This is a genomic window from Paraburkholderia largidicola, from assembly GCF_013426895.1.
Lineage (GTDB): Bacteria > Pseudomonadota > Gammaproteobacteria > Burkholderiales > Burkholderiaceae > Paraburkholderia > Paraburkholderia largidicola.
Genome location: NZ_AP023174.1, coordinates 3142133 through 3160837 on the forward strand (window position 1 = coordinate 3142133; position 18705 = coordinate 3160837).

Here is an 18705-nt window from a genome sequence, read left to right on the forward strand (position 1 = left end):
GTGGTCGGTCAGATGGCGGAAAGCGTTGTCAGACGGCGTGCGCCGGGTTCGCGTGGCTCGCGTTGTCGTCGTGATCGGTGCTGGCGGGGACGAAGCGATAGTCGCTGTCGAGATTCAGCACATGGCGGGCGCGCGCCTTGTCGATATCGTTTTCCCACACGGCGACGACGACGGTCGCGACGCAGTTGCCGATCAGGTTCGTCAGCGCGCGGGCGATGCCGACAAACCAGTCGACGGGCAGGATCAGCACGAGGCCGAGCACGGGAATCGCGGGAATCGCCGAGAGCGTCGCGGCGAGAATCACGATCGCCGAGCCGGGAATGCCGTGCGCGCCCTTCGACGTCACCAGCGACACCAGCACGACGACGATCAGATCGTGCATCGACAGCGGCGTATTCGTCGCCTGCGCGATGAAGATCACGGCGAGCGTCAGATAGATCGAGAAACCGTCGAGGTTGAACGAGTAGCCAGTCGGAATCACCAGACCGACGGTCGAATCCTTCACGCCCATCCATTCGAGCTTGCGCATGATCTGCGGCAGCACGGCATCCGACGAAGCGGTGCCGAGCACGATCGACAGTTCCTCGCGCAGGTAGCGGATCAGCTTGAACACGCTGAACCCGGCGAGACGCATCACGATACCCAGCACCACGGCGACGAACACGATGCAGCTCGCGTAGAACACGACGACGAGCATGCCGAGCTGCTTGAGCGACTCGACGCCATAGGTGCCCGTGGTGAACGCGATCGCGCCCAGCACGCCGAGCGGCGCGAGCTTGATGATGAAGCTCATCACGCGGAAGAACACTTGCGCGAGTTCGTCGATCAGATCGTTGACGCGCTGCGCTCGCGGCCCGAGCAGCGACAGCGCGGAGCCGACCAGCACGGAGAACACGAGAATCTGCAGGATGTCGCCTTTCGCGAACGCATCGATCGCGGTGTCGGGGATGATCTTCAGCAGGAAACCGGCCGTGTCCTTCAGGCTCTTAGCGTGCTCGGTATAAGTGGCCAGCGAGCCGGCGTCGAGCGTACGCAGATCGATGTTCATGCCGACGCCCGGCCGCGTCGCATACGCGAGCACCGCGCCGATCACGAGCGCGATCGTCGTCATGATTTCGAAGTAGACGACGGCTTTCAGGCCGACGCGTCCCACCTTCTTCAGATCACCTGCGTGCGCCATGCCGCTGACGACCACGCAAAACACGATCGGCCCGATCACCATCTTGATCAGCTTGAGAAAGCCGTCGCCCAATGGGCGCAGCGACTGCGCGAAATGCGGAAATAGCGCTCCGAGCACGATGCCCGCCACGAGAGCGATCACCACCCGGCCAAACAGCGAATTGAAAAACTTCAACACGGCTTTCTCCCAGTCACGAGTTGGGTTTCGAACATCTGTTCATACTGGTCCGACCAGTACTGTTATGGCGAATAGTAGGAAGCCGATATAGTGAGGTCAAGGATTGTCGGGAGAGTGTTTACCCGATCTGGTCTGACCGGCCTTCTTGCCCGGAACTTGCGTGTGGGTGAAGGTTTGCGCGGAACATCGAAAGCCGTTCTACAATGCTGGTCAGACCGCACCGAGCCGCCGCCGACATTATGAAAAACGTGCCGCACACTGTTACCGACTCCGCCATCTCGACGATTCGCGAGAGGATCGAGGGCGGCGTTTATCCCGTCGGCAGTTTGTTGCCGGCGCAGCGGCAATTGTCGGAGGAACTGGATATCAGTCGCGCGTCTTTGCGCGAAGCGCTATCGACGCTCGAGGCGCTCGGGCTGTTGACTATTCGCCCCGGCAAGGGCGTGTATGTGCAATCGACGAAGGCGTCGTCGGCGCATCCCTGGCGTTTCGCGGATCAGTCGTCGCTGCCGGATACTTATCAGATGCGCTTCGCGCTGGAAGGGTTTGTCGCGAGGATGGCTGCGCTGGCGATTGGCGATGATGATGTCGAGTGGTTCGAGGACAATATTGCTTCGTTACACACAGCGCTGACCAATGGCGAACTCGACGATGCCGCGCAGCTTGATTTTGACTTTCATATGCGGATCGTTGCGATTGCGGGCAATGCTGCTATCGAGTCGATTTTGCGTAGTAGCGCTGACATCATGAAGGAGAGTCAGCGGATGCCGTTCTATCGGCGTGAGCTTGTGCTGACTACTTATCATGAGCATCGTGCGATTCTCGATGCGCTAAAGGCGCGCGATCCGCATGTGGCTGGTCTGGCCATCGAGAAGCATATTGCGAATGCGGCGCAACGCGCTGGGGTTTATTTTCCTACGCCGCAGGTTTGAGGTTGGGGTTTGGGTTTTTTTGTCTTTGCGACGCTGGGGGTTTTTAAGGCTTTTCGCTGGCATCCGCGGTTTGCTTCTGGTTCGCATGCGTTGCCCCTGTGCGGGGCGGCACCTACTTTTCTTTGCCGCCGCAAAGAAAAGTAGGCAAAAGAAAGCGGCTCACACCGCCAGCACGTGTTCTTATCCACGGGCTCCCAACGTCCCCACCCTTCACACGGCAACGCCCTTGTTCGCCTGCGTTGCCAACGCACTGAATGAACGCCTCACCCGCTTCAAACGCCCGCACACGGGCCGGCGGCAGCGAATGGTTGCTGCCGCCCAGGTGGCAAACTGTGTGTAGGTTGTCGCGTTGTATAGCCTGGCGCTCTTACACGGTAGAACGCGTGCGCGATCGGTTCGAAGTGAGGCGTGTGGAGCACTTGGGCCTACACACAGTTTGCCACCTGGGCGGCAGAGGAGTGTCTGGCAAGGGTCGCTGTAGTGCGGGAGCGTGAAGCGGGTGAGGCGCACCGTAAGCGCGCTGGCAACGAACGTGAGTCACGTGGTTGCCGTCTGAAGTGTAAGACCCTTTGGGGGCCCTCAGGCAGGAACAAGGACTGGCGGTGTGAGCCGCTTTCTTTTGCCTACTTTTCTTTGCGGCGGCAAAGAAAAGTAGGTGCCGCCCCGCACAGGGGCAACGCTTGAAGCACAACAACAAAACGCGGATGCAAGCGAAACCACAAGCAACCCACCCAGCGTCGCAGACAAAACCAAACCCAAGAAAAAGAAAAAGCCGCCCAAAGGACGGCCTCTTCCCGCTGAAAAGCGAAAAAACTTACTTCGCGTTAGCCAGTGCAACCGCCGTATCCAACATGCGGTTCGAGAAACCCCACTCGTTGTCGTACCAGCTCGACACCTTCACCAGACGGCCCGACACCTTGGTCAGCGTTGCATCGAACGTCGACGAAGCCGGGTTGTGGTTGAAGTCGATCGAGACCAGCGGCGCCGAGTTGTACCCGAGAATGCCCTTCAGCGCGCCTTCCGACGCTTCCTTCATGATCGCATTCACTTCATCGACCGTCGTGTCGCGCTTGGCGATGAACGACAGATCGACGATCGACACGTTGATGGTCGGGACGCGGATCGCGTAGCCATCCAGCTTGCCGTTCAGTTCCGGCAGCACCAGACCGACAGCCGATGCTGCACCCGTCTTCGTCGGAATCTGGCTATGCGTGGCCGAACGCGCGCGGCGCAGGTCTTCGTGGTACACGTCGGTCAGCACCTGGTCGTTCGTGTACGCGTGGATCGTGGTCATCAGACCCGTTTCCAGACCGATCTTGTCGTTCAGCGGCTTGACGAGCGGCGCAAGGCAGTTCGTCGTGCACGATGCGTTCGAGATGACCGTGTGCTCGGCCTTCAGCACGTTGTGGTTCACGCCGTAGACGATCGTCGCGTCGACGTCCTTGCCGCCCGGCGCCGAGATGATCACCTTCTTTGCGCCGCCCTTGATGTGCGCGCTCGCCTTTTCCTTCGTCGTGAAGAAGCCCGTGCATTCCATCACGACGTCGACGCCCAGTTCGCCCCACGGCAGCTCAGCCGGGTTGCGGTTGGCCAGCACGCGGATCTTGTCGCCGTTGACGATCAGGTTCTCGCCGTCGACGGTCACTTCGCCCGGGAACTTGCCATGCGCCGTGTCGTACTGCGTCAGGTGCGCGTTGGTCTTGGCGTCGCCAAGATCGTTGATCGCGACGATCTCGAGGTCGTGCTTCTTGCCGTTTTCATAGAAGGCGCGCAGCGTGTTGCGGCCGATCCGGCCATAGCCGTTGATTGCGACGCGAATCGTCATGTTCTATCTCCTGATGGCTGAAAAAATTCTACCGTGATGCTTCGGCTGATGCGCGGCGAAGGGGTCATGCACGCCGCGCGAAACGCGGCGCGCATGACACGATGCGCAATTAGCCGAGTGCGGCCTTGGCCGTCTCGACAACCTTCTCGACGGTGAAGCCGAAATATTTGAACAGCTCGCCGGCCGGCGCGGACTCGCCGAACACGTCGATACCGACGACGCCGCCTTCCAGGCCGACATACTTGCGCCAGAAGTCCGTCACGCCCGCTTCAATCGCGACGCGGCGCACGCCGTGCGGCAGCACGCGCTCGCGGTACTCGGCGTCCTGCTTGTCGAACGTGGTCGTGGCGGGCATCGACACGACGCGTGCCGCGATGCCTTCACGCGCGAGCGGCTCGACCGCCTTCATCGCCAGTTCGACTTCCGAACCCGTCGCGATCAGGATGATCTTGCGCGCGGGAATGTCCTCGTTCCAGTCCTTCAGCACGTAACCGCCCTTCGCGATGTTCGCGATCTGCGCATCCGTGCGCGGATTGAACGCGAGGTTCTGACGGCTGAAGATCAGGCACGACGGACCGTGATGTTCGACGGCCTGCGTCCATGCGACGGCCGTTTCGACGGTATCCGCCGGACGCCACACTTCCATGTGCGGAATCAGACGCAGGCTCGAGACGTGTTCGATCGACTGGTGAGTCGGACCGTCTTCGCCGAGGCCGATCGAGTCGTGCGTGAACACGAAGATGGACGGCGACTTCATCAGCGCGGCGACGCGCAGCGCGTTGCGGCTGTAGTCCGAGAACGTCAGGAACGTGCCACCGAACGCCTTGTGGCCACCGTGCACCGCGAGGCCGTTGATGGCCGCGCTCATGCCGAATTCGCGCACGCCGTAGTTGACGTAGTCGCCCGCCGCGCCGTTTTCGCCGACGCGCACGTACTTCGCGGCCTTCCAGTTGGTCAGGTTCGAGCCCGTCAGGTCAGCCGAGCCGCCGACGAGTTCCGGCAGCACGGCCACGAGACCTTCGATAGCCTGCTGCGACGCCTTGCGGGTCGCAATGGTTTCAGCGCGCTCGTTCGCGCCGGCGATGATCGCCTGCGCCTTCTCCGCCCAGTCGGCGGGGAGCTTGTTCGCCATGCGGCGCTCGAAATCAGCGGCTTCCTGCGGGTACTTGGCGCGGTAGGCGGCGAACGCGTCGTTCCATTCGCCTTCGATCTTCGCGCCCTTCTCCTTCGCGTCCCACGCTGCGTAGACTTCCGGCGGAATCACGAACGGCGGATAGTGCCAGCCGAGCTTCTCGCGCACGGCCGCGACTTCCTTTTCGCCCAGCGCCGCGCCGTGCACGTCGTGCGTGCCGGCCTTGTTCGGCGAGCCCTCGCCGATCACGGTCTTGCAGCAGATCAGCGTCGGCTTGTCCGATTGCTTCGCCTTCTGGATCGCGGCGTCGACGGCGTCGACATCGTGACCGATCACGCCCGGGATCACGTTCCAGCCGTATGCCTCGAAACGCTTCGGCGTGTCGTCGTGGAACCAGTGGATCACTTCGCCGTCGATCGAAATGCCGTTGTCGTCGTAGAACGCGATCAGCTTGTTCAGCTTCAGCACGCCCGCGAGCGAACAGGCTTCGTGCGAGATGCCTTCCATCAGGCAGCCGTCGCCGAGGAACACGTACGTGTGGTGATCGACGATCTTCGCGTCAGGCTTGTTGAATTCGTTCGCCAGCAGCGACTCGGCGAGCGCCATGCCGACCGAGTTCGCCAGACCCTGGCCGAGCGGGCCCGTGGTCGTCTCGACGCCCGGCGTGATGCCGTATTCCGGGTGGCCCGGCGTCTTCGAATGCAGTTGACGGAAGTTCTTCAGCTCTTCCATCGGCAGGTCGTAACCCGTCAGATGCAGCAGCGAGTACAGCAGCATCGAGCCGTGGCCGTTCGACAGCACGAAGCGGTCGCGATCGGACCAATGCGGGTTTTTCGGGTTGTGGCGCAGGTGCCGCGACCACAGCGCAACACCAATCTCGGCCATGCCCATCGGCATGCCCGGGTGACCGGAGTTCGCTTGTTGAACGGCATCCATGGCGAGCGCGCGGATCGCGTTGGCCATCAGGGAGGTGGGGGCGGGAGACGAGGTCGTCATGTCGATTCCGGAGAATGGTCCAAAAAGCGGAGGCGCCGTTGATGGTCCGGAAGCCGCGCGGCCAGTCTGCTTCGGCGCACGGTGCGGCGCCGGGAGACGCGAGGCGGGCAGAGCAAACGGACAGGGCTGCAAAGCGGGATATTCTAACAGATAGCCGGGCTCCTCTTCGGCCATAGGACGGGCGTTTCCGCGCGATCCGGCGCGCATGGCCGCCCGGCTGGCACACGCTGCGAAAGCCGTCGCGGCGTCATGCAGACTGAATCTGCCATCCGCTTGCGCGCGTTTGATAGCGTGCAATCTTCAGAACTTTTGCGGCACTCTCTGAATCATTCTCTGTGTTGACACCATTCACGAATCCGCAAGGCAAGCACAATCCGCGCGATTTTCCCGGCAAGATGCTGCGAAAATTCGGAGGCGCCTGACGCTGGAAATGTCACCACGCGCTTCATTATTCGCCGTTCGTCGCGTATCCAGCGATAAACTAAGCCGATTCTTAGAGCGTTAGCTATGAGACTGCTGCAAAATTCATCGCTTCTTCGGCACCGGCCGCCTCAAGGCACACACTGGTAGCGAAGGCGATGTCATGACGACCCACTGGTTCAGGAGAGTTCGATGACTGCCTCACGCCCAGCCGGAGTGCCGTGGCTGACGCCGTATCTGACCGTCCGCGACGCGCGCACCTCGATCGCGTTCTTCGAGGCGGCGTTTGGTTTCCGGGTCCGGGACAGCGTGCATGACGACGGCGCTGTCATGCATGTCGAGATGACGTATCAGGATCAATTGATCGTGATGTTCGCGCCGGAAGGCGCATTCGGCTCGACGGCGAAAACGCCGAAAAGCGCCGCCACGACGGCTCCTCAATCGTTTTACCTTTATGTCGACGATGTCGACACGGTCTATGCGCGGGCCATTGCGGCCGGCGCCAGGTCGCTGAGCGAACCGCAAGATCAGTTCTGGGGCGATCGATTTGCCCAGATCGAAGATCTCGACGGCTACCGCTGGGCGTTAGCCTGCCATCTGTCTTGAATGAATGAGAACTTTCCTTATGCCTCGCTTCTTCGTCGGCACCCCGTTCAAAACCGACGACATCGTTTCTCTGCCGGATGAAGTCAACCGGCACGTGCGTGTCCTGCGTCTGCAACCGGGCGACACCGTGAGCCTGTTCAACGGCACCGGCGGTGAATACGGCGCCGAAATCGTCGATATGGATCGACATGGAACCATTGTCCGGATCGGCCCGTTCCGTGAGGTCGAGGCTGAACCGCCCTATCAGTTGACGCTGGCGCAAGGTATCGCCGGCAGCGACAAGATGGACTGGCTGATCGAAAAGGCGACCGAACTCGGCGCCTCCGAATTCGTCCCGCTCACGACCACGCGCAGCGTCGTGCGCCTGTCCGGCGAGCGCGCGCAGCGCCGCCAGGTTCACTGGCAGCGGATCGTGCAGGCGTCGTGCGAGCAGTGCGGGCGCAACCGCCTGCCCGAAGTGATGCCGACGCGCGAACTCGCCACGTGGCTCAGCTCGATGCCGAAGCAGCCCGTCGACGGTGAGTTGCGCCTGCTGCTGTCGCCGCGCGCGAGCGTGCCCTTCTCCGCCCTGCCCAGCGAGCCGCCAGCAGTTCGCGCGCTGGTGCTGGTCGGCCCGGAAGGCGGCTTTTCGGCTGCCGAAGAAGCAGCGGCGGCAGGCCACGGTTTCACGGCTGTCGGTCTCGGCCCGCGCGTGCTGCGAACCGAGACGGCAGGCATCGCCGTACTGTCCGCGCTGGCTGCGCGCTGGGGCGGCTGGTAAACAAAGCAAGGCAGTCTCGCGGCGCCTTCGTCCGAAGTAAGTCCGCGCAAGAATGCAAAAGGCCCGCCAACCGGCGGGCCTTTCTTATTCCAGATCAAACTCAGGCAAACGAGTAAAACACCCGGAACGCCACCTTGCGCTCGGCCCAGAATTCCGCCGCTTCACGGAACACGTCGAGCAGCGTTTCGCGCGCTTCCTTGTCGAATTTGATCGCGATAGGCAGCGCTTCGAGCACGATGACGAATCCCGGCTGCGAGCCAGCCTTGTGAACGAGGTCAGTCAGCGAGTCGTACAGCGCGTCGTAATTCTTGCCGAAATGCTTCGGAAACAGGAACGACGTCGCGATCGTTTCCATCACTTCCTGCTTGGACTGGGCATTGCCCACAAATGCGTAGAGGAAATGCTGACCGAGCCGACTGGCTTCGTCGGCGAGATCCTGCACGCGGAACGCGCGGATCGACTGCACGATGTTCGGTCGTACGGTCTGGAAAAGACTCATGCGCTCCTCTTCCGATGAAAGGCCCGTACTGGCTTCGTTCTGGACGTCACGGACCTGGCCGGCATCGCGCATCTGCATGACGCGCTGGAACATATTGCCGTCGCCGGCCGCGAGAAAATCCGTCGCGACTTTCGAGTCGTGCGCGTAGACGTTGTCGCTCATGCCGATTATCCCGATGTCATTCAATAATGCGATTAAAACTGGCGTAGTGGTCGTCTGAGTAATAACAATTGGTGGTCCGCCTGAGCGGGCCTCCACAGACTATGCGGCGTGCGCCGCGGTCGCGGGCGCCTGGCGTGGGAACGGTGTATTCGTGGTAATAGCCGCGCCGGTGCGGCGGCAGCAACCGCTCACGATTGCCGAATACGACGCCGTCCTTCTCATACGGATAAGGCCCGCCAGCTGCAATCAAGTTCAATGTGGTGACAGCTTGCGGCGGCAATTGCGCCACCGCGATGGTGCCTCCGGCCTGTTCCTGCTGTGCTTCCCGGGCCAGGGCGCCTGCCGGAAAGCCGCCTGAGCCACAGACCAGGCCGCCAACCGTCAAGCCGGCGATCAGCACGCCGTCGCGGAGCCACTTGCGTGCCATGAGTCCAGAATTCCCGCTGTTGACTAACGAGTTTGACGACCATGAAAGTCGTAAGGGTATCGCTAATGTCTTTTGGAATCAATGTTCATTGGTCGGACGAAAGGCCGTCCAGGCGAAACCGGCAGAGCGCCGACGCCGGAAATGACACATCTTGACAAAGTTTTTAGCCCAGGTGAGATAAAGTTATCCCTAAGGCAAGATGTTGGACGACGTTCATGCCTCGTCGTCCGGACAGTTCGCACAACGGATTCATGTCACGCGTCTGCCTTTTGCGGGATGGCTAATCCCCAGCCATTGCTCGAAGGCGTGCCCATTGCGGGCACGCCTCTTTTTTTGCCTGCGCGGGCTAAAAACAAACAGCCCGCGCCGAAACAACGACAGATTTAACGCGTAGCGTTCACATCGGCGACGAGCAGCGCCGTCATGTTGACGATCCGGCGAACCGTTGCCGAAGGCGTCAGCACGTGCACCGGCTGCGCCGCGCCGAGCAGGATCGGCCCGATCGCGATGTTGTTTCCGGCTGCCGTCTTCAGCAGGTTGTAGGAGATGTTGGCGGCGTCGATGTTCGGCAGCACCAGCAGGTTCGCGTCGCCTTCCAGCGTCGAATCCGCGAGGATTTCCTTGCGCAGGTTCGCGTCGAGTGCGAGGTCGCCGTGCATTTCGCCGTCCACCTGCAGATGCGGCGCACGTTCCTGCAAGATCGCCAGCACATCGCGCATTTTCTGTGCAGAAGGCGCGTTGCTCGTGCCGAAATTCGAGTGCGACAGCAGCGCGATCTTCGGCTCGATGCCGAAGCGCTGCACCTCTTCCGCCGCCATGATCGTGATCTCGGCCAGTTCTTCCGCCGTCGGATCGACGTTCACGTGCGTATCGACGAGGAAAATCTGGCGGTTCGGCAGCACCAGCGCGTTCATCGCTGCGTAGACCTTCGCGCCTTCTTTCTTGCCGATCACCTGATCGATGAAGTGCAGGTGGCGGTGCGTCGTGCTGACCGTGCCGCAGATCATGCCGTCGGCATGACCCTTCTTCACCAGCATCGACCCGATCAGCGTCGTGCGGCGGCGCATTTCCAGCTTCGCCATCTGCTCGGTGAAGCCCTTGCGCGCCATCATCTTGTGATACGTCTGCCAGAAGTCGCGGTAGCGCTCGTCGTGGTCGGTGTTGACGATCGTGTAGTCCTGGCCGTTCACCAGACGCAGGCCGTACTTCGCGATACGTTGTTCGATCACAGCCGGACGGCCGATCAGGATCGGCTTCGCGAGCTTTTCGTCGACGGCGATCTGCACCGCGCGCAGCACGCGCTCTTCTTCGCCTTCCGCGAACACGATGCGCTTCTTCTCCGGCTCGACGCCGCGCGCGAGCTGGAAGATCGGCTTCATCGTCGTGCCGCTGTGGTAGACGAACTGCTGCAGATGCTGCTTGTACGCCTCCATGTCCTCGATCGGACGCGTGGCGACGCCCGAGTCCATCGCGGCCTGCGCAACGGCAGGCGCGATCTGGACGATCAGGCGCGGATCGAAAGGCTTCGGAATCAGATATTCCGGACCGAACGACAGATCCTGAATACCGTAAGCCGTCGCGACGATGTCAGATTGTTCCTGGCGAGCCAGTTCCGCGATCGCGTTGACCGCGGCAATTTCCATTTCCTTCGTAATCACCGTCGCGCCGACGTCGAGCGCGCCGCGGAAGATGAACGGGAAGCACAGAACGTTGTTGACCTGGTTCGGATAGTCGGTGCGGCCCGTCGCGAGCACGGCGTCGGGGCGCACTTCCAGCGCGAGTTCCGGCAGGATTTCCGGCGTCGGGTTGGCAAGCGCGAGAATCAGCGGCTTGTCGGCCATCTGCTTGACCATGTCCTGCTTGAGCACGCCACCCGCCGACAGGCCGAGAAACACGTCCGCGCCGCCCATCACTTCCGCCAGCGTGCGTGCGTCCGTTTCGCGCGCGAAGCGCTCCTTGTCCGGGTCCATCAGTTCCGTGCGGCCCTTGTAGACCACGCCGGCGAGGTCGGTCACGTAGATGTTCTCGAGCGGCATGCCGAGATCGACCAGCAGGTTCAGACACGCCAGCGACGCGGCGCCCGCGCCCGACGCAACCAGCTTCACTTCCTTGATGCTCTTGCCGACCACCTTGAGACCGTTCGTCACAGCCGCCGCAACGACGATCGCCGTACCGTGCTGGTCGTCGTGGAAGACGGGAATCTTCATGCGCTTGCGGCATTCGCGCTCGACGATGAAGCAGTCCGGCGCCTTGATGTCTTCAAGGTTGATGCCGCCGAAGGTCGGCTCGAGCGCCGCAATCACTTCGACCAGCTTGTGCGGGTCCGATTCGTTCAGCTCGATGTCGAACACGTCGATACCGGCGAACTTCTTGAACAGGACGGCCTTGCCTTCCATGACCGGCTTCGACGCGAGCGGCCCGATGTTGCCGAGGCCCAGCACCGCGGTGCCGTTCGACACGACGCCGACGAGGTTGCTGCGCGCCGTGAAGCGCGCCGCATTCAGCGGGTTTTCGACGATCGCCTCGCACGCGAACGCAACGCCCGGCGAGTAAGCCAGCGCGAGGTCGCGCTGGTTGATCATCTGCTTGGTCGGGGCAATCGCGATCTTCCCGGGGGTCGGGAATTCGTGATAATCAAGAGCGGCTTCACGGAGTTTGGTATTGACGGGAGTCGACATAAGCGGACTTGGAAGTGCGGATTAGAATAGATGTTCGATCGCATTGTAGCGCCAATCCCAAAAGTCGAACCCTGCAATCCGGGTGCAAGTGCCGGGACCGAAACAGCGTGAAAGGAATGCACATCGTTTTGTTGGGTTCCGCGCCGCGACTACAATGCGCGCCTTTAGCGTCGTGTTAGCTTCGATTAGCGTTTCTTGGGCGCATTCATCCACCCGCTTCCGCTGTCTTTCGCACTCATCCGCCTTATTTATGCTTTCAGAGTTTTCGCTGATCGACCGCTTCTTCGCGCGCCGCGCGTCGGGTTCGACTTACCCGCAGCGTGCTGTCCTTGGCATCGGTGACGATTGCGCACTGCTCGCGCCGCCCGCCGGCGAGATGCTTGCCATTTCGACGGACATGCTGGTCGAAGGCCGCCACTTCTTTCCTGACGTCGATCCGAAGGCGCTCGGCCACAAGGCGCTCGCCGTCAATCTGTCGGACCTCGCGGCGATGGGCGCAAAGCCGCAGGCGTTCACGCTCGCGTTCTCGCTGCCGAAAGCCGACGCCAACTGGCTGTCCGCGTTCAGCGATGGCCTCTTCGAACTCGCGGAGCGGCACGGCTGCGAACTGGTCGGCGGCGATACGACGGGTGGCCCGCTGAATCTGTGCATCACCGTGTTCGGCTCGGTGCCGCCGCAGAGCGCGCTGCGGCGCGACGCCGCGCAACCCGGCGACGACATCTGGGTATCCGGCACGCTGGGCGATGCGCGCGCGAGTCTCGGCGTGCAACGCGACGAGTGGTCCGCCGATGCCAGCGACGCTGCGACATTCCGCCGCGCCATGGAGCTGCCCGAGCCGCGCGTCGCGCTGGGTCTCGCGTTGCGCGGCGTGGCGCGCGCCGCGCTCGATCTTTCCGACGGCCTGGCGGGCGACCTGATGCACATCCTCGAACGCTCGCATGTGAATGCCACCGTCGACGCCGACGCACTACCACGCTCCGATGCGCTGCGCCGCCTCGCCATGGATATCCAGCGCCGCTGCACGATCGCGGGCGGCGACGATTACGAGTTGTGCTTCACTGCGCCGCCATCCGCGCGCGCCGAAGTCGTTGCAGCCGGTCAACAGGCGCGTGTGCCCGTGACACGCGTCGGTACAATAACTCCACTCGATGCGGCCGATGCCGTGCCCGCGATCTCGTGGCACGACGCGTCAGGCGCTCCACTTACATTGACGTTGCAAGGCTTCGATCATTTCCATGCAGAATGAATCCTCGCTTGGCCCGGCCGGCAGTTTCTCCGACGCGCCAACAGGCGGACAGCCCGTCCCATCCGGCGGCACACCCGACGGTAAGCCTGAAGGCACGTCGAACGGTGAACCGCGAGCGCCGCGGCCCCGCCGCGCGACCGCGCGCTTCATGCTGTCACATCCGTTGCATATCTTGTCGCTGGGTTTCGGCAGCGGCCTGTCGCCGATTGCGCCCGGCACGTTCGGAACCCTGTTCGCCTGGGCATCGTTCGCTGCGTTCAGCGCGCAGCTGACCGTCATCGAATGGGGCATTCTGATCGTCGTCGGTTTTATCGCGGGCATCGGCATTTGCAGCTTCACCGCGAACCGGCTCGGCATCGAAGATCCGTCGCCCGTCGTGTGGGACGAGATCGTCGCGTTCTGGCTGGTGCTGCTGATCGTGACGCCCGCCAGCTTCACCGGACAGTTGTGGGCATTCATCGTCTTCCGCTTCTTCGACATGGTGAAGCCGCCGCCCATCCGTTATTTCGACCGCAGACTGAAAGGCGGCTTTGGCATCATGTTCGACGATCTCGTCGCGGCGTTCTTCACGTTGCTCGTCGTTGCGCTTTGGCGGATGTCGGTCTGATCGTTTCCTGCGTTTCCCTTACCCGAGTCCAGCATGGCTACCGATTCCGTCGTTCACCAACTCGCCATTCGCGCCGGCAATCGTCTGCGCGACGAACGGCTGATGCTTGCCACGGCTGAATCCTGCACGGGTGGCATGGTCGCGACGGCCATCACCGATATCTCCGGCAGCAGCGGATGGTTCGAGCGCGGCTTCGTCACGTACTCGAACCAGGCCAAGAGCGAGATGATCGGCGTGCCGCCCGATCTCATCGAGAAGCATGGCGCCGTGTCCGAGCCTGTCGCGCGGGCCATGGTCGAAGGGGCGTTGCGGAATTCCCGGGCTCAGGTCGCGCTGTCCATCACGGGCGTGGCGGGCCCCGGCGGCGGCACCGAGACGAAGCCGGTCGGCATGGTGTGCTTCGGATGGAGCAACCGGCTGCATACCGTCGTCGAGACACTCGTGTTCAAGGGCGACCGCGAACGCGTGCGCGTACAGGCGGCGACGCACGCATTGCGCGGGCTGTTGACCTTGCTCGACGAGCGCGAGCGTTGAGCTTTCCGGTTCTTCAACCACAGCAGGACATCATGGCCCGTCACATCGACCGCGATGAACTGATCCGCCGCTTCGATCTCCAGCCGCATCCCGAAGGCGGGTTCTTTCGCGAGACGTACCGCTCGTCCGACGCGATCCGGCGTACACATTCCGCCGATTCCCGCTCCGCCTCCACGGCGATCTACTACCTGCTTTGCGACGGCGCGCACTCCGCGTGGCATCGCATCCAGTCGGACGAAGTCTGGCATTTCTATGCCGGCGATCCGCTCAACGTCTACGTGCTGGAAGGCGACGGCGCGCTCACGGTTCATCGTCTGGGCAACGCGCTCGAACACGCCGATTGCGTCTTTCAGGCCGTCGTGGCGTCCGGCAAGTGGTTCGCCGCGCAGTGCGACGACACGGCGAGCGTTGCGCTCGTCGGCTGCACGGTTGCGCCGGGGTTCGAGTTCAGCGAGTTCGAGATTGCGGATGTCGACGCGTTGCTGCGCGACTATCCGCAGCATCGGGATTTGATCGAAAAGCTCGGGCCGGCCGGCGCCTGACCGGGACCGGCCTTCTCAGCACGAAAGCCGCGCTTTAACGAAACGCGTTGATCCGGTCGCGCGTATCCTTCGCGGCCTGCGCGGCGGCTTCGACCCAATCGTCGCCCTTGCCCGCGTACAGAATCGCACGCGACGAATTGATCAGCATGCCCGCGCCCGCTGCCGTGCGTCCCGCCCGGACGGTCGCCTCGACATCGCCGCCTTGCGCGCCGATGCCCGGAATCAGCAGCGGCATGTCGCCGACGATGCCGCGCACCACTTCGATTTCCTTCGGGAACGTCGCGCCGACCACCAGACCCAGCTGGCCTTTCGCGTTCCACTTTTCCGCCGCAAGCCGCGCGACCGTCTGATACAGCGGACGGCCCTCCGTCTCGAGAAACTGCAGGTCCGAGCCACCCGGATTCGACGTCCGGCACAGCACGATCACGCCCTTGCCGTCGTGCTCCAGATACGGTTCGATCGAATCGAAGCCCATGTACGGATTCACCGTGACGGCATCGGCACGATAACGGTCGAACGCCTCGCGCGCGTACTGCTCGGCCGTGCTGCCGATATCGCCGCGCTTCGCGTCGAGAATCACGGGCAGGCCCGGATGCTTCAGATGAATGTGCGCGATCAGCTGTTCGAGTTGCTCTTCGGCCCGATGCGCGGCGAAGTAGGCAATCTGCGGCTTGAACGACGATGCGTAAGGCGCCGTCGCATCGACGATCTTCTTGCAGAAATCGAAGATCGCGTCAGAACGGTTGGCGTACGCGCCGGGAAACCGGGTCGGCTCGGGATCGAGGCCGACGCATAGCAACGAATTCGTCGTGTGCCATGCGTGGTCGAGCGTCTGGATGAATGTGGACATAGAAAATCTCGCGGCGCGCGGGTAACGGATGAGCCGCGTATTTTACTCGCGCGGCGCCACGCAGGCCGCATCCGCTACCGGCCCGTTGCGGCTGTCCGCCCTTACGACCCGCGCTTCGCCGCGCGCCCGCCCGCCATTGCGCGCAGCCCCGTGCGTTCTACCGCAAAGCTGAACGAGCGCGTAAGCCGCTCACCGCGCGCGAGCATCGTCATGCCGTTGTCGGCGGCACCGCCCGGCAGGTTCATCGCGTTGATCGGGTGATCGACGGGTTCGAAGCAGAAGAAGTCTTTCGACGTCGGCGTGTAGAGAATGTAGTACTCGGTGCTCGACGACATCGTCAGCGACAGGCGGCGCTTCGGCCACACAACCGTCGCATGCCCGCTCCAGCCAGTGAACGCGTGATTGACGAGCGTACGTGGCAACGGATACGCAACGCCGAACTGCCACGCAGGCGGCACGGGTACATGGCGCACGGGCAGCCAGTCGTCGTCCGACAGCCACAAGCCCGCCGCAGCCGCCGACAGTTGCGTGTCGGCATCGCGCACCAGAAACGGATGCACGCCGAGGCCGAACGGCATCGCCTCACGGCCAGTGTTTTCGACTTCGAGCGTGATGACGAGCGTCGAGCCGTCGAGCGCGTAAGTCTGCGTCGCGCGATACGCGTACGGCTTGCCGTCGCGACGGTCGAGCGTCAGTGTGAGGTTTTCGGCGTCGGCGGCCGCGATAGTCCAGTTCGCGAGCCAGCCGTCGCCGTGAATCGGCAGCGGCTCGCCCGCGCGGTTGCACGGCACGTCGATGGCGCGCTCGCCGAGCATGAATTGCCCGCCGCCGATCCGGTTCGAATACGGCAGCAGCGAATAGCAGGCGAGGTCATTGGCATCCGTGCCTGCACCGACATGGCGGCAGCGCCGGAACACGGGCACGAGCGTGCCTTCGTTGCGAAAGTCGAAGCGCGTGATGCCGCCGCCCAGGGACGGCGCCACATCGAGCCGCAGCAGCGAATTGGCGAGCGTCACGCACGCAACGTCGGCGGCGCTTCCCGCGCCGACCGCGACCGCGGACGTGCTCGGCCCGGCCAGCACCGGCTGCACGGTGGCCGCGAGCCGGGCGCGGCGCGCGCGGGATTGTGGAGACGATGGGACAGCGGAATTCGCGACAGTCATATCAAACTCCCACGAGAGGCATCGGACGGCATGATCGGCGCATCGGAGAACAGATGGCTGCTTGTGCGGGCGGCGCGTCGTAGCGGCCGCCTCCTGAATTTTGCTGCACGCCCCGATCGGACTGCCTTCGGGGCGTGGACTTCCCTGCTTCGGATACTGCCAAAATGTTTTAGTTCGCTTGCTTCAGTTCAATTGCTTCAGTTCGCTCGCCTTAAGCGCCGCGTCTTGCCGCAAGCCCCGCAGGCGACCCCTTGAACACCGGCTCTGGCAAACCACGCCGGCCCTGCGTCGCGACATACACGCCGCCGGCGCGCGTATCGCCCGCCAGCGCCTGGGCGTCGAGCCCCACGCGCGCGCTCGTCACATACAGCGTGCCGAGTTGCGCGCCGCCCAGCGCCACGCAACTGGGCTGCACGGTCGGCACGTCGACGCGCTCAGTCTCCACGCCGTTCGCGTCGTAGCGCACCACGCGACGTCCGCCCCACTGCGCATTCCACAGTCCGCCTTCGCTATCGACCGTCGAACCATCGGGCTCGCCCGTCTTGTCGGTCAGCTTCACGAACAGCCGCTCGTTCGCGACGCTGCCGTCCGCGAGGTAATCGCAGGCGCGGATTTCGAGCGTCGGCGAATCGCAGAAGTACATCGTCGCGCCGTCGGGGCTGAACGCGATACTGTTCGAAATCGCGGGCGATGGCAATGACAAACGTTCGAGTGTCAGATCGTGATTGAGCCGGTAAAACCCGCCGATCGCCTGCACGGGCGACGCTTCGTCCTTCGTGCCGAACACGAAGCGCCCCTGGCGATCGCAACGACCGTCGTTGACGCGCGTGTTCATACCCGGCTCGACATCGACGATGGGCTCGATCTCGCCCGTTGCAAGGTCGAAGAAAGCCAGCCGCGATGCGAGGCCCAACAGCATGTAATGCGGATCGGCGCACAAGGCGAACGTCGACAGGCGCTCCGGCATGCGCCAGAACGTGCTGCGGCCATCGCGCGGATCGTAACGCCAGAGCCGCGCGCCTTCAATATCCGTCCAGTAGAACAGGCCGCTGCGCGCGTCCCACGTCGCGCCTTCGCCCAGCGTGCATTTCGAATCGACGAGCAATGCAGCCTGAACGTTGGTGATCGTGTCGCTCATGCCCAGCCTCCATCGACGATGATGTCCTGCGCGGTAATCATGCGGCTGTCGTCGGCGGCGAGGAACAACGCCATCCGCGCGAGGTCTTCGGGCAGCAGTTCGGCGTCGATGCACTGACCCTGCTTGATCGCGAGACGTCCCGCGTCGTCGAGCCACAGACGCTTTTGCTTGTCCGTCATCACCCAGCCCGGCACCAGCGCGTTCACGCGAATGCCGAAGTGGCCGAGATCGCGCGCGAGCCCCTTCGTGAGTCCCTGTACCGCCGACTTCGCCAGCGTGTACACGGGATAGCCGCCGTTCTTCAGCATCCAGCTGATCGAGCCGAGATTGATGATCGAGCCGCTTTTCGCCGCCTTCATGTCCTCCGCGACGGCTTGCGCCGCGAAGAACTGATGACGGATGTTGACGGCGATACCCGCGTCGAACGATTCGGGCGTCACCTCTTCGATCTTGTGGCGCTTGTCGTTCGCCGCGTTGTTCACGAGCACTTCGATCGGGCCAAGCGCCGCGCGCACGTCGGCGATTGCCTTCTTCAACGCATCGATGTCGGTGAGATCGACGCGCAGAAACAACGGCTTGTGGCGCGAATCGCCGAGTTGATCGGCGAGCGCGTCGCCCGCCGTTTCGTCGATATCGAAGAACGCGACGCGCGCGCCCTGCGCGACGAAATGCTCGACGAACGATGCGCCGATGCCCGTCGCGCCGCCCGTGATCAGCACCGTGCGGTCCACGAGGCTCGGATAGCGCGCGTAGACGCCCTGTTCTTCACGCGCGTTCGCGCTGGCGGGAGACGACATCGTTCGGTTTCCTTCTTGTAGCGTTGAGTGTGAA

17 protein-coding genes are annotated in these 18705 nt (G+C 63.0%); 7 read left to right on the forward strand and 10 right to left on the reverse strand.

Going from position 1 to position 18705, the window contains the following annotated elements:
- Positions 1-28: 28 nt before the first annotated feature.
- Complete coding sequence (locus tag PPGU16_RS13905) at positions 29-1357, reverse strand: C4-dicarboxylate transporter DctA (RefSeq protein WP_180720489.1); 1329 nt, start codon at positions 1355-1357, stop codon at positions 29-31.
- Positions 1358-1596: 239 nt separating this feature from the next.
- Between PPGU16_RS13905 and PPGU16_RS13910 the strand changes: the two genes are divergently transcribed.
- Positions 1597-2289, forward strand: coding sequence for a FadR/GntR family transcriptional regulator (locus PPGU16_RS13910; protein ID WP_180722636.1), 693 nt, complete (start codon positions 1597-1599; stop codon positions 2287-2289).
- A gap of 814 nt (positions 2290-3103) precedes the next feature.
- Here PPGU16_RS13910 and gap read toward each other — a convergent pair.
- Positions 3104-4114, reverse strand: a complete 1011-nt coding sequence (gap, locus tag PPGU16_RS13915; protein ID WP_180720490.1) for a type I glyceraldehyde-3-phosphate dehydrogenase — start codon at positions 4112-4114, stop codon at positions 3104-3106.
- A 109-nt stretch (positions 4115-4223) separates the two neighbouring features.
- The gene (gene tkt, locus PPGU16_RS13920; RefSeq protein ID WP_180720491.1) at positions 4224-6242 is read right to left on the reverse strand and encodes a transketolase; all 2019 of its coding nucleotides are present in this window, start codon (positions 6240-6242) and stop codon (positions 4224-4226) included.
- A gap of 612 nt (positions 6243-6854) precedes the next feature.
- On the opposite strand from tkt, the gene PPGU16_RS13925 reads away from it, so the two are divergent.
- Entirely contained in the window at positions 6855-7268 is a 414-nt protein-coding gene (locus PPGU16_RS13925; protein WP_054928993.1) for a VOC family protein, read from the forward strand.
- 19 nt (positions 7269-7287) lie between these two features.
- Positions 7288-8028: a 16S rRNA (uracil(1498)-N(3))-methyltransferase gene (locus PPGU16_RS13930; RefSeq protein ID WP_180720492.1), complete on the forward strand. Its 741-nt coding sequence runs from the start codon at positions 7288-7290 to the stop codon at positions 8026-8028.
- Between the two features lie 100 nt (positions 8029-8128).
- On the opposite strand, the gene PPGU16_RS13935 is transcribed toward PPGU16_RS13930, so the two are convergent.
- The 3 genes from PPGU16_RS13935 to PPGU16_RS13945 form a co-directional block, all read right to left on the reverse strand.
- Positions 8129-8689 (reverse strand): barstar family protein, encoded by a 561-nt coding sequence (locus tag PPGU16_RS13935; protein ID WP_180720493.1) that lies wholly within the window; start codon positions 8687-8689, stop codon positions 8129-8131.
- 16 nt (positions 8690-8705) lie between these two features.
- Entirely contained in the window at positions 8706-9116 is a 411-nt protein-coding gene (locus PPGU16_RS13940) for a ribonuclease (protein ID WP_180720494.1), read from the reverse strand.
- Positions 9117-9499: 383 nt separating this feature from the next.
- Positions 9500-11794 carry an NADP-dependent malic enzyme gene (locus tag PPGU16_RS13945; protein WP_180720495.1) on the reverse strand — a complete coding sequence of 765 codons (2295 nt, stop codon included), beginning with the start codon at positions 11792-11794 and terminating at the stop codon, positions 9500-9502.
- A gap of 250 nt (positions 11795-12044) precedes the next feature.
- Between PPGU16_RS13945 and thiL the strand changes: the two genes are divergently transcribed.
- Genes thiL through PPGU16_RS13965 form a run of 4 tightly spaced genes read left to right on the forward strand, consistent with a single transcriptional unit; the run spans position 12045 to position 14723 of the window.
- Positions 12045-13040, forward strand: coding sequence for a thiamine-phosphate kinase (thiL, locus tag PPGU16_RS13950; protein ID WP_180720496.1), 996 nt, complete (start codon positions 12045-12047; stop codon positions 13038-13040).
- On the forward strand, positions 13030-13647 hold the full coding sequence (locus tag PPGU16_RS13955; protein ID WP_180720497.1) for a phosphatidylglycerophosphatase A family protein: 618 nt from the start codon (positions 13030-13032) through the stop codon (positions 13645-13647). Before thiL ends, PPGU16_RS13955 begins: the two co-directional genes overlap by 11 nt.
- A gap of 33 nt (positions 13648-13680) precedes the next feature.
- A complete protein-coding gene (locus PPGU16_RS13960; RefSeq protein ID WP_007743603.1) occupies positions 13681-14181 on the forward strand; it encodes a CinA family protein in 501 nt (166 codons plus the stop codon).
- Positions 14182-14213: 32 nt separating this feature from the next.
- On the forward strand, positions 14214-14723 hold the full coding sequence (locus PPGU16_RS13965; RefSeq protein WP_180720498.1) for a cupin domain-containing protein: 510 nt from the start codon (positions 14214-14216) through the stop codon (positions 14721-14723).
- 34 nt (positions 14724-14757) lie between these two features.
- Here the strand turns inward: PPGU16_RS13965 and pyrF are convergent, their stop codons facing one another.
- The 4 genes from pyrF to PPGU16_RS13985 form a co-directional block, all read right to left on the reverse strand.
- Positions 14758-15573, reverse strand: coding sequence for an orotidine-5'-phosphate decarboxylase (gene pyrF, locus PPGU16_RS13970; RefSeq protein WP_180720499.1), 816 nt, complete (start codon positions 15571-15573; stop codon positions 14758-14760).
- Positions 15574-15674: 101 nt separating this feature from the next.
- Positions 15675-16736, reverse strand: a complete 1062-nt coding sequence (locus PPGU16_RS13975) for an aldose 1-epimerase (RefSeq protein WP_180720500.1) — start codon at positions 16734-16736, stop codon at positions 15675-15677.
- Positions 16737-16947: 211 nt separating this feature from the next.
- Entirely contained in the window at positions 16948-17874 is a 927-nt protein-coding gene (locus PPGU16_RS13980; protein WP_180720501.1) for an SMP-30/gluconolactonase/LRE family protein, read from the reverse strand.
- On the reverse strand, positions 17871-18671 hold the full coding sequence (locus PPGU16_RS13985; RefSeq protein ID WP_180720502.1) for an SDR family NAD(P)-dependent oxidoreductase: 801 nt from the start codon (positions 18669-18671) through the stop codon (positions 17871-17873). The genes PPGU16_RS13980 and PPGU16_RS13985 overlap by 4 nt, the downstream gene beginning before the upstream one ends.
- Positions 18672-18705 lie beyond the last annotated feature (34 nt).

Excerpts from the sequence above, each read along its gene's own strand:
- PPGU16_RS13975 (WP_180720500.1), bottom strand. The coding sequence starts at position 16,736 with ATGACTGTCGCGAATTCCGCTGTCCCATCGTCTCCACAATCCCGCGCG.
- thiL (WP_180720496.1), top strand. The coding sequence starts at position 12,045 with ATGCTTTCAGAGTTTTCGCTGATCGACCGCTTCTTCGCGCGCCGCGCG.
- PPGU16_RS13985 (WP_180720502.1), bottom strand. The coding sequence starts at position 18,671 with ATGTCGTCTCCCGCCAGCGCGAACGCGCGTGAAGAACAGGGCGTCTAC.
- pyrF (WP_180720499.1), bottom strand. The coding sequence starts at position 15,573 with ATGTCCACATTCATCCAGACGCTCGACCACGCATGGCACACGACGAAT.
- PPGU16_RS13930 (WP_180720492.1), top strand. The coding sequence starts at position 7,288 with ATGCCTCGCTTCTTCGTCGGCACCCCGTTCAAAACCGACGACATCGTT.
- PPGU16_RS13945 (WP_180720495.1), bottom strand. The coding sequence starts at position 11,794 with ATGTCGACTCCCGTCAATACCAAACTCCGTGAAGCCGCTCTTGATTAT.
- PPGU16_RS13965 (WP_180720498.1), top strand. The coding sequence starts at position 14,214 with ATGGCCCGTCACATCGACCGCGATGAACTGATCCGCCGCTTCGATCTC.
- PPGU16_RS13960 (WP_007743603.1), top strand. The coding sequence starts at position 13,681 with ATGGCTACCGATTCCGTCGTTCACCAACTCGCCATTCGCGCCGGCAAT.
- PPGU16_RS13925 (WP_054928993.1), top strand. The coding sequence starts at position 6,855 with ATGACTGCCTCACGCCCAGCCGGAGTGCCGTGGCTGACGCCGTATCTG.
- tkt (WP_180720491.1), bottom strand. The coding sequence starts at position 6,242 with ATGACGACCTCGTCTCCCGCCCCCACCTCCCTGATGGCCAACGCGATC.
- PPGU16_RS13955 (WP_180720497.1), top strand. The coding sequence starts at position 13,030 with ATGCAGAATGAATCCTCGCTTGGCCCGGCCGGCAGTTTCTCCGACGCG.
- PPGU16_RS13935 (WP_180720493.1), bottom strand. The coding sequence starts at position 8,689 with ATGAGCGACAACGTCTACGCGCACGACTCGAAAGTCGCGACGGATTTT.
- PPGU16_RS13940 (WP_180720494.1), bottom strand. The coding sequence starts at position 9,116 with ATGGCACGCAAGTGGCTCCGCGACGGCGTGCTGATCGCCGGCTTGACG.
- PPGU16_RS13980 (WP_180720501.1), bottom strand. The coding sequence starts at position 17,874 with ATGAGCGACACGATCACCAACGTTCAGGCTGCATTGCTCGTCGATTCG.
- PPGU16_RS13910 (WP_180722636.1), top strand. The coding sequence starts at position 1,597 with ATGAAAAACGTGCCGCACACTGTTACCGACTCCGCCATCTCGACGATT.
- gap (WP_180720490.1), bottom strand. The coding sequence starts at position 4,114 with ATGACGATTCGCGTCGCAATCAACGGCTATGGCCGGATCGGCCGCAAC.